This window comes from Bradyrhizobium sp. Ai1a-2, assembly GCF_000426245.1.
Lineage (GTDB): Bacteria > Pseudomonadota > Alphaproteobacteria > Rhizobiales > Xanthobacteraceae > Bradyrhizobium.
The window spans coordinates 1-7752 of record NZ_AUEZ01000148.1 but is presented as its reverse complement, the minus strand read 5'-3'; the positions used below and the strand labels follow the sequence as shown (position 1 = coordinate 7752).

The following is a 7752-nucleotide window of genomic DNA, read 5'->3' as shown; positions in this document are numbered from 1 at the left end:
CCAGCCTGAGAGACGTTCGGCCAGCTTCACGTCGTGAAGGGCGCTCATTTGCGCCCCGCGATCTTGTTTCCGATCCAGTTCTTGAAGCGCCACGTGTGCAGCGTCGCGAACTCGCGGATGTTCTTGCGCTTGCCCTTGGCGACGATCGCCGGGGCTTTCGGATCAAGTACGCGAGCGGTCGATTTCGGATGCGAGAAGCGATTCACCATCGCATCACCAATCGGCACCTCGCCCATAAACAAGCAGGTCGAGTTTCGAAATAAAGACGGGCGGCCGACGAGTCCGACCGAGTTTGATCGGAGGCTCTGATGGCCGAAACGAAAATCGAGTGGACGGCATGGCGGGACGGTAGGGGTGCGATGCGGCCGGGCTACACGTTCAATCCGTGGATTGGCTGCACGAAAATAAGCGCCGGGTGCGACAACTGTTACGCGGAGACATGGGCGCAGCGCTTCGGCGATGTCCAGTGGGGCAATCATGACCGAAAGCGAACCTCAACCGGCAATTGGCGCAAGCCGTACCAGTGGGCGAAGCTCGGGCGCGAGTCGGGTGGGCGGCCGAAGGTGTTTTGTGGCTCGCTCTGCGATGTGTTCGATAATCAGGTGCCGGTGCTGTGGCGGCAACCCGAGCCCACAAACATCATCTCGATGGACCGCAAGAGGTCTTGACCTTCCCCCAGGCCGTCGCCCTCTACCTGAAGGCTGGGAAGTCCGACAATTACCTTGGCAAGATTGAGGACTATTGGAAAGACGCCAAAGTTAAAGACATGACCGCTGGCGCCATAAAGCAGAGCGCGCCTGTGCTCTATCCGGGTTGCAGTGGTGCGACATGGAATCGGCAGGTGATCACGCCGACGCAGGCGGTAATCAACCATTGCGCCGAGCTTGAAAAATGCGCGTTCGTCCGGATCAAGCGTTTCGACTTCGATGAGACGGTTAAGACGCCGGTCGATCAGTTGTGGCTCGACACATTCCTCCTCTACGCCCGGCCAGTGATTAAGGCGCTAGTGTTGGTGATGTATGCGACCGCATGTCGGTTCTGCGAGGCTCACCGGCTGAACTGGAAAACCGATATCGACTTTGCGCGGCGGACGATCAAGATCAGAGACACCAAGACCGGGAAGCAGCGCACCGCCCATATGCCGCAGCCGGCTCTCGTAGCGCTCGCCAATCTGCCGCGCGAGCGGCAGCCCTACACCCAGGGCAACGCCTATCTAGAGCGGCCGTTCTGGCGCTCCGAGTCGACCCTGCGCAACTATTGGGATCAGGACGTCGCGAAGGCCGCCGAGGCCGAACCGGGCTTCGAGCGCCTTACCTTCCACTGCTGCCGCCACGGCTTTGCGACCACCATGCTGCGCAAGGGCACCGACCCGAAGACGGCGGCACATCTCGGCGGGTGGGATGACATCGCGCTGTTCATGGAGACCTATGCCCACGCGATGCAGGACCCGACGCTGACAGACAAGCTTTTTGGCACGGAATTGACACAGGCGGAGGAGCACAATGAGCAAAATCAACAGCTTACAAAAAAGAGATGACCCGTCCGGGGGGACAACCGGACGGGTCAAGCCATATGGGCGCTTGGGGTGGATGGGCGCTCGCGCCTGATATAGCTAATGGGGAGGAATGGATCGCTCCCACCTTTATTGGTCGCGACACCCTGCCCGACGTTCAAAATCCCGGTTCGATTTTTTAACCTTCCGCGGTGACGGTCTGTGGCGCGAAAGGCGCGGCAAACTCAGCGCGCGGCGGGGCTTTTCACGTCGTTTTCGGCCGCTTTGTCCGCGGCCACGGCCGGTGCGGACTGTTCCATCGCCCGGCTCACAGAAGTGTTATCTCGCGCGGGCGCAGCCGGTACGGGTGGAACCGCCGAAGCGGCGATTACGGACATCGCGTTCCATCAGACCGGCACCGCGCGCGATCTCGGCGTCCCCGGACGCGACCATCTGTTCGCCGCAGGGCGACCGGAGAACAGTTTCTCCTGCGCATCGGTGCCGCTAATCGCGATCACGTTCGGATTTCGCGGCGGGATAGAGCGGCGCCGACTTCACCCCCGCATTGCCGGCGGCGGCAATCAGCACCATCCCGCGCGCCACGCCCGCGGCGACCGCCGTCTCGATCCACCATTTCGCGTGTTCACAGGTCACGGCATCTCGCGCTGGCGCGAGGCGGAAAGATCTGCGACCGGCTTGCGCGTTACGGCGTCTCGACCGCGAGGCTGACGATCTTTTCCTTCTGCAGCCTGCCGAGCAGCGCCGCGACGTCGTCCTTGCTCATCGCGCTGTTGCCGAACTGGATGCGGAACATGCCCTCGCGGGCTCCGCCAATAATCGAGGCCTGGTAATTGTCGAGCAGCGCCGTAATGTCGGAGATGCGGGCGTCCGGCGCGAAGCGCACCAGCGCGCGCGGCGGGCTCGTGATGCCGAGACTACGGGTGATCGGCGCCGCGGATCGCAACTCCGGTGCAGCCGCCCGCGGCTCCAGCGCGAGCGACGCCGTCTGGAATGAACTGCCCTGGCTCTTCATCATCAGCACCGCGCCGATCACGCCGGCCTGCAGCAGCAACACGATCGCGCCAACGCCCGCCGACCACGCCAGCGCCCGCGGCGACAGGCTTGCGAAGAACTGCGAGATTCGCGTCGAAAGGCTCACCGAGGTCGGCCGTGTGCGCACGGGCTCCTGGTCGATATCGGCGAACAGCTTTTGCATCGCGCGCATGGACGGCGCGCCCAGGGTTTCGTTGAGGCGGATGGTCTCGGCATATTCCTCGCGGATCACGGCGTATTGCCCGGCAAGTTCCGTATCGCTGGCCAGCGCCTCCTCGACACGCCGCGCCTCGCGCGCGTTCAACGTGCCCGCGGCATGCCAAGGCAGCAGCAATTCGACGTCGCTGGGCTCTTCCAGCATTTTTCTTCTCGCTGCCATCACGGCCAACCTCGCTCCATGCCGGCTGCCTTGAGCAGTTCGGCCAATTTCTTGCGCGCGTAGAACAAGCGCGTCTTCACGGTGTTCTCCGGAATACCAACGATCTCGGCGACTTCCTCCACGGACTTCTCGTGGTAGTAGACCAGATCGACTATCTCCCGGTGCTCCAGCGAAAGTGCCGTCAGACACTTGCGCAACGCTTCACCCGTATCCCTCTTCTGCACCGCCACTTCCGGATCGTCGGACGCATCCTCGATCGCGTTCGCGGCGTCCTCGTCCAGTTCAGCGTCCTTCCTGCGCCGCAGCGCAGACAGGGCCTTGAACCGGGTGATCGCCAATAACCAGGTTGAGACGGCAGATCGACCTTCGAATTTGCCGGCCTGGCGCCACACATCGAGGAACACCTCGCTGATGAGGTCCTCCGCGACCTGTTCGTCCCGCACAAGCCGGAGTCCGAAACGGTACACTCTGACGTGGTGCCGCCCGTACAGCACCTGCATGGCGAGCCGGTCGCCTTGAGCGATGCGGGCGATCAGAACTTCGTCTGAAGCCGCCCGTGCCGCACTCAATGGCCGTCTCGCAAGATTGGTCGAGGGGGGGTGGGGACTGGTTCGATGGTGGGAGCAGAATTCTTCACATTACCGCAATGTGCGGAACGCATGTGTGAGCTATCCCACAGACTCCGAATTCCTTTGAATTCCACATTTCGACCCCCAACTTAGGTATTATGGTAGGGATCGCGCTGCCTAAGACCTGCCGACGGCTCGCAACCTTAGCAAGAGTCGGCGCACAAGGCAGTCCTGTCACCAACCCCCGCCCGTCGCGTCCGGCGCTCGTCCGCCACCAGCGCCCAGTCAGGGTTCGCCTGATTTTCACCTGCGAAAACAAGGGATATGGCGGGGTTCCACGGACCGAATTCGGAGCCGAAAGATACCAAACCTAAAGGCTTTCCCCGTAGATTTTGCGAGTTTTCCTTCAATGGCGAGCCATGGGCACCGCGGAGTCCTCATTTCTGAACCCGGTTGCGGGCCGATTGGATGGCTGCCGCTCCTGGCTGGCCATCACGAAGCTGTCCCGCTGCGGCCGAACGAGGGCCCGGGCACGCTTTTCGCGCCCGCCGACAGCGCGCTTTACTCGGCTAAGGCACGGGGACGCAATCGCATCGCCAGTGCATAAGCAAACAAATTCGCTTCCTGGCGTCGAAGAACACGACGCGGTCGCATCGCTAATACTCCAGGACAGAGTTACAGTCATGAGTTCGAAACCCGCAATTGCCCCCGAGAACCTCCTCGACGAGTTGCAGAAGACGCTCGCGCATGGAACGGTGGCACGCCGGGTCGAGACCCTGCGTCGCGTGACCGATCTCTTCATCAACGGTGCGGTAGACTATTCGGACCAGCAGATCGCGCTGTTCGACGATGTCTTCCAGTGCCTGCTGCTTCACATCGAAGCCTCGGCCAAGGCGCTCTTGTCGAACCGGCTGGCGCCGATCGACACCGCTCCGCCGCTGACCGTCCGGACGCTTGCTTTCGACGACATGATCGAGGTCGCCGGCCCCGTGCTGACGCAATCGAGCCGGCTCGACGATGACACCCTGATCGAGACCGCGCGCAACAAGAGCCAGGCGCATCTGATGGCGATCTCCGCGCGCAAGACGCTGAGCGGCGCCGTCACCGACGTGCTTGTGCTGCGCGGCAATGACGAGGTGATCCAGAGCACCGTCAACAATCCGGGCGCCGAATTCACCGAGCGCGGCTTCACCCGCCTGATCAGCCGCGCCGAAGGCGATGACGACCTTGCGACCTGCATCGGGCTGCGCCCGAGCATGCCGCGGCATCTCTATCTGAAACTGCTCGCGAAGGCGTCGGACGCGGTGCGGCACCGGCTCGAAGCCGGCAACCCGCAGCAGGCCAAGGAGGTGCCGAGCGCGGTGCGCGAGGCGACCCGGCGTGCGCGCTCCTCGCCCTCGGCCGTCACGCGCGACACCGCGATCGCCCATGCGCTGGTGAAGTCGCTATATGAGGATGGCCGGCTCGACGAATTCCAGGTGGCGGCGTTTGCCGAGGCCGGCAAGTTCGACGAGACCAATGCCTCGATTGCAGCGCTTGCCAATGTAAGCCTGGCCGTCGCCGAAAACATGATGATCGAGACCCGCGCCGAAGGCGTGATGATCCTGGCCAAGGTCGCGGGCTTCTCGTGGTCGACCGTGCGCTCGATCATCAACCTGCGCGACGAATTGTCAGGCGGCGACCCGACCGATCTTCTGGCCTGCATGGAGACCTACGAACGGCTCCGGCCATCGACCGCGCAGCAAGTCCTGCGCTTCCACCGCATGCAGCAAAGCGCGCCCGTGGCGTAGCCCCCTTCACACTCGTCATTGCGAGCGCAGCAATCTATCGCGCCCCAAGTGGAGGCATGGATTGCTTCGTCGCTGTCGCTCCTCGCAATGACGACCCCGTAGGTACCACCCATCAATATCGAAGCACCTTCGACCCGATCAGCGCGCCGATCGCGGCGACCACCGCAGTCCCGATCGTGTACCAGGTCGCCACGAACAGCGGTGAATCATCGGCGCAATGCGATGCGTAAAGCGTGGCCGCAAGCCCAGCTGCCACCAGCCCGGCGATCGCTCCGGCGACTGCCGGGCGCGCCGGCGCGCCATGGCGCAGGCCGAACAACGCGGCCGCGAGCAGCGGCAGCGACATCAAGGGAATCGAGATCAGGCATACCCGCGAATTGTTTCCGACGAGCCGCGTCATCATCGGCGCGCGCTGCGGCATCATCATCTCGCCGCTGATACCGGCCACGAGCAGCCCGGCCGGAACAAGCAGCCACCAGCCAAAGCCGCGCAGCGAAGCCTCGGGCCGCGACAAATGCAGGCTGACGGCGATGGCGGAAGCGGCGAGCGCAAGCGTCACTGCGAACTTCAGGTCGAAGAACGGGTTGCGCATCGCGGTCATGACATCAGGCCTGACGCCGAGCTCGGTGAAGAACATCAGCACAGAAATCGGTGCGGCGGCGAGCAATGCCAGCATCAGGACGAAACCCACCGGCTGCGCGCGCTGGGTGTTGTCGGCGGCGAGCGTGCGAATGAGCTGATCGGTCTCCATGCTCAATTCTCCCGCAGTTTCGCCGTCAGGTTGGCGAGCCCGCGATGCAACGCCACCCGCACGGCGCCCTCGCTCATCGAGAATTTTGCCGCTGTGTCCTTGATCGAGGCGCTGTCGACCGCGATCGACCGCAGAACCTCGCGCTGCCGCGCCGGCAATGTGTTCAGATGCGTGGCGATTTCGCTGGCGGAGGCCGTCTCCTCATGGGCCTCGCCAGGCAGGGTCTCGGCGAAATCGTCGATGTTGACGAACACCCGTTTGCCCCGGCGGCGCAGCGCATCGATCAGCTTGTTGCGGGCAATCGCGAACAGCCAGGGCGCAAACGGGGCGTTTACGTCCCATGTGTGTCGCTTTGAATGCACCGCGAGCAGAATGTCTTGCACGATATCCTCGGATTGATCGATCGGTTGCCCCGCGCGCGCCAGGCCGCGGCGCGCGGCGGCCCTCAGGACCGGCGTGATCGCCTTCAGCAAGCGATGATACGCTGCGCTGTCGCCTGAAATGGCCGACCGCATCAGGCCGGTCCATTCGTCCTCACGCTCACGCACGCGCGCTCCCACAACGCAATTCGGTCGATCCTTCAAATTATTACGCCGGACGCAGATTGATCACGAAATCGTGAAACGACGCCCGAGCACGGGATTCAGATTCGGAACATGGACATCGATGGGCGTATCGATGTCCGCAGCGCTCTTAACATCGATTGCCGGAGCTCGCACGGCCCGGGTCGCCAGCATGGGATTCTGGGTGGAGGAAAATCGAATGCCCCGCCCGAAAGCGGCCGCTATGGCGCAACAGTGGCGCCCCGTTTTGGCCCGGCAAAACCCGAAGATTCCCTTTTTCTGCCCCGCTGTGGACACGCCTCGGGGTCTCATTTCGCCCCGCGGGGGCGGGCAAATGGGGAGATTGTCAAATGATCACCAAAGCCAGCGGGCTTTTGGCGGTGCTTGCGGCCGCAGGGCTGTTTGCATGCGTCGCCGCGCCGTCCTCGGTCGAGGCGGCAGGTTCGGGCAGCACGACTGCCTCGGACTCAGATAGCGCGGCAAGTGTTAAGAAACAGACTACGCGTCATGGAAAGCGCGACAAATCGGCCAAGGCTCAGTCCAAATCCACCGAGTCTAAATCCTCTGAATCCAAATCCTCAGAATCCAAGTCCCCAGAATCAAAGTCCACCGAGACCAAGAAGCCGGATGGCGGCGAGGTTGCCGACGCCGCAGCTGTATCGCTTCCGGTATCGGTCGCCAATGCCAAGGCCGAACTGACCCCCAACGTCCCTGCCGATAGCGCGAGTGCGATGTCGGCGAAGGCCAACACATTGCTCGCCGCATCTGACAAGCCCGACGAGGCAAAGGCGCCCGGTGATGGCGACGTCGTCGCCTCCGACCAGCTCAACGAAGTCGATCGCGCGCTGCAGGAGAGCCAGCAGCAGAATCAGCCCGCTGCTCAGCCGCAGCAACCTGCCCCAGCAGTCGCGATGACGACCGCCCAGGCGTCGACGGCAGCGCCGGCGGCGCCGGTCGCCAGCACTGACGACTCGACCTGGGACCGGACTTCCCTGATCGGAAAGATCTTCATCGCCGCGGGCGCGCTGCTGACCATGGCGTCTGCCGCCCGCATGTTCATGGCCTAGGTCGTGTGGACAATTACCTTAGCCAGAGCAGTGTTGCGGCGATAGCGACGACGGCGAAGTAATTTCGTGCCGTTTTTTCGTAGCGCGT

At 63.1% G+C, this 7752-nt stretch carries 9 protein-coding genes and 1 pseudogene; 4 read left to right on the top strand and 6 right to left on the bottom strand.

Features of this window, described 5'->3' with window-relative positions:
* Positions 1-44: 44 nt before the first annotated feature.
* Positions 45-209: a hypothetical protein gene (locus K288_RS53915; RefSeq protein WP_160169080.1), complete on the bottom strand. Its 165-nt coding sequence runs from the start codon at positions 207-209 to the stop codon at positions 45-47.
* A gap of 99 nt (positions 210-308) precedes the next feature.
* Between K288_RS53915 and K288_RS48630 the strand changes: the two genes are divergently transcribed.
* On the top strand, positions 309-668 hold the full coding sequence (locus K288_RS48630) for a DUF5131 family protein (RefSeq protein ID WP_084800109.1): 360 nt from the start codon (positions 309-311) through the stop codon (positions 666-668).
* Positions 665-1537, top strand: coding sequence for a site-specific integrase (locus K288_RS48625; protein ID WP_051335035.1), 873 nt, complete (start codon positions 665-667; stop codon positions 1535-1537). Before K288_RS48630 ends, K288_RS48625 begins: the two co-directional genes overlap by 4 nt.
* Positions 1538-1944: 407 nt before the next feature.
* On the opposite strand, the pseudogene K288_RS53195 reads toward K288_RS48625, so the two are convergent.
* From K288_RS53195 to K288_RS0141505, 3 genes and pseudogenes are all read right to left on the bottom strand, one after another.
* Positions 1945-2119, bottom strand: a pseudogene (locus K288_RS53195) (peptidase); the annotation flags it as partial.
* Between the two features lie 76 nt (positions 2120-2195).
* Entirely contained in the window at positions 2196-2927 is a 732-nt protein-coding gene (locus K288_RS0141510) for a hypothetical protein (RefSeq protein WP_027584660.1), read from the bottom strand.
* Positions 2924-3493 carry a sigma-70 family RNA polymerase sigma factor gene (locus K288_RS0141505; RefSeq protein WP_027584659.1) on the bottom strand — a complete coding sequence of 190 codons (570 nt, stop codon included), beginning with the start codon at positions 3491-3493 and terminating at the stop codon, positions 2924-2926. The genes K288_RS0141510 and K288_RS0141505 overlap by 4 nt, the downstream gene beginning before the upstream one ends.
* 683 nt (positions 3494-4176) lie before the next feature.
* On the opposite strand from K288_RS0141505, the gene K288_RS0141500 reads away from it, so the two are divergent.
* On the top strand, positions 4177-5283 hold the full coding sequence (locus K288_RS0141500; protein WP_027584658.1) for a DUF2336 domain-containing protein: 1107 nt from the start codon (positions 4177-4179) through the stop codon (positions 5281-5283).
* A gap of 112 nt (positions 5284-5395) precedes the next feature.
* On the opposite strand, the gene K288_RS0141495 is transcribed toward K288_RS0141500, so the two are convergent.
* Positions 5396-6034, bottom strand: coding sequence for a DUF1109 domain-containing protein (locus K288_RS0141495; RefSeq protein WP_027584657.1), 639 nt, complete (start codon positions 6032-6034; stop codon positions 5396-5398).
* 2 nt (positions 6035-6036) lie between these two features.
* Complete coding sequence (locus tag K288_RS0141490; protein WP_027584656.1) at positions 6037-6582, bottom strand: sigma-70 family RNA polymerase sigma factor; 546 nt, start codon at positions 6580-6582, stop codon at positions 6037-6039.
* Between the two features lie 365 nt (positions 6583-6947).
* On the opposite strand from K288_RS0141490, the gene K288_RS0141480 reads away from it, so the two are divergent.
* On the top strand, positions 6948-7664 hold the full coding sequence (locus K288_RS0141480) for a hypothetical protein (RefSeq protein WP_027584655.1): 717 nt from the start codon (positions 6948-6950) through the stop codon (positions 7662-7664).
* The last annotated feature ends 88 nt before the right edge of the window (positions 7665-7752 follow it).